Consider the following 1,678-nt stretch of genomic DNA (forward strand, 5'->3'; position numbering starts at 1 on the left):
GGTGAAGCCCGGCATCAACCTTCTGGTGTCGCCGGAAGAGGACGATCCGGATCGCGGCGTCGCCAAGATCAAGCTGCTCAAGGCGGCGTTCGAGGATCCGGACGCCGATATCCCCTGGCAGCAGAAGAAGCGCTTCGACGATTTCGACTATGGCTACGCGCTGACCGTGCACAAGGCGCAGGGCTCACAGTGGAACGAGATCGTGCTGTTCGATGAAAGCTGGGCCTTCAAGGAAACCCGCCAGCGCTGGCTCTACACCGCCATCACGCGGGCGGCCGAGCGGCTGACGATCGTCAGGTAGGGGCGCCGGATGCTGTTGCCCCGATAGGCTGTGCGGCAAGCCATTGCCAGGCGGCAGCCTCGTCCTCCGTCCTGAAATGCCTGATTTCGATGGGTGGTGAGGACGGCAGAAAGCGTTGTGCGTCCGCTATCCAGTCCGGTTCGCCGATCGTCGCGCAACGGTCGACATGTTCCAATGCATGAATGGCGCCCTGCTTCAGGGTCTCGTCAGCGATGTCGGCCCAGTCGACGCCGTCGTGGTCGACGAGGCGCACCAGCACATCGACGCGCGGATGCAGGGCGTAGGCTGCCTCCAGCAATCCGAAAAGATTTTCACCATCGGCCGCGGAAACGTGCCCGACGACATCGATGGCGAAAAGGTCGTCACGGCTGGTCTCGATACGGCGGATTGCCGGCACCTCATCAAGAAAATTCATCGGCGCTACCTTTCCCCGCTGGTTCATCAGGCTTGGAACACCCGAAACCCCCAGTCTGTTCCCACCAAAGGCATTACTGTTCCCGTCAAAGGCATTATAGGTGGGCGCGTCTAACGATTTCCGAGGCCACCCGCATGCCTGCAAAGCTCTCCGTCAACCTCAATGCCATCGCCATGCTGCGCAACCGGCGCGACCTGCCGTGGCCAAGCGTCACCGGCCTCGGCCGCATTGCGCTGGCGGCCGGAGCGCACGGGCTGACAGTGCATCCACGCCCCGACGAGCGGCACACAAGACTCTCCGATGTGCCTGAGATCCGGTCGCTGATCGACGACGAGTTTCCGGGCGCGGAATTCAACATCGAGGGCTATCCGACCGAGGATTTCCTGCTGCTTGTGGAAAAGCATCAGCCTGAACAGGTGACCTTGGTGCCGGACGATCCGGCCCAGGCGACATCGGACCATGGCTGGAACTTCGCAACCCAGGCCGCGTTCCTCACACCAATCGTCAAGCGCCTGAAGAAGGGGGGCTTTCGCGTGTCGCTGTTTTCCGATCCGGATCCCGATTGGGTGGCGGCCGCGCGCGACACCGGCGCCGACCGCATCGAGCTCTATACAGGTCCATATGGCAGCTATCACACAGATTCCGCCAAAGCCGCCAAAGAGCTGGAAAGGCTGGGAAAAACCGCTGACGCCGCGCTTGCCGCCGGGCTGCAGGTCAATGCCGGGCACGATCTGGTGGTCGGCAACCTGCCGGCGCTGGTCAAGCGCATTCCGGCATTGGCCGAAGTGTCGATCGGACATGGGTTGACAGCCGACGCGTTGGAGTATGGCATGGCCGGTACGGTGGGTCGGTTCCTCAAGGCCTGCGGATGGTAGCGATGGGCAGCCTCGCATGGCAGGCATGGCAGCCATTACGCGACGGCACTTGATATTGCATCGCAGCAAGCGTAGAGCACCGCGCGC

Annotated in this window: 3 protein-coding genes; 2 read left to right on the forward strand and 1 reads right to left on the reverse strand. The window is 62.6% G+C overall.

Translation table 11 applies throughout. The features are described 5' to 3' along the window. Positions 1-301: ATP-binding domain-containing protein (locus EN884_RS35125; RefSeq protein ID WP_164895393.1), on the forward strand; the 301-nt coding region annotated here is incomplete at its 5' end. Here the strand turns inward: EN884_RS35125 and EN884_RS35130 are convergent. After that, positions 294-716: an STAS/SEC14 domain-containing protein gene (locus EN884_RS35130; RefSeq protein ID WP_013531056.1), complete on the reverse strand. Its 423-nt coding sequence runs from the start codon at positions 714-716 to the stop codon at positions 294-296. The genes EN884_RS35125 and EN884_RS35130 overlap by 8 nt on opposite strands. Positions 717-850: 134 nt before the next feature. Between EN884_RS35130 and EN884_RS35135 the strand changes: the two genes are divergently transcribed. Beyond that, entirely contained in the window at positions 851-1,591 is a 741-nt protein-coding gene (locus tag EN884_RS35135; RefSeq protein WP_063168262.1) for a pyridoxine 5'-phosphate synthase, read from the forward strand. Positions 1,592-1,678 lie beyond the last annotated feature (87 nt).

The sequence above is a fragment of the Mesorhizobium sp. M7A.F.Ca.AU.001.01.1.1 genome, assembly GCF_004022735.1.
Classification (GTDB): domain Bacteria; phylum Pseudomonadota; class Alphaproteobacteria; order Rhizobiales; family Rhizobiaceae; genus Mesorhizobium; species Mesorhizobium ciceri.

Bases quoted from the DNA above. Each gene is read 5' to 3' on its own strand.
- EN884_RS35130 (WP_013531056.1), bottom strand. From the start codon at position 716: ATGAATTTTCTTGATGAGGTGCCGGCAATCCGCCGTATCGAGACCAGC.
- EN884_RS35135 (WP_063168262.1), top strand. From the start codon at position 851: ATGCCTGCAAAGCTCTCCGTCAACCTCAATGCCATCGCCATGCTGCGC.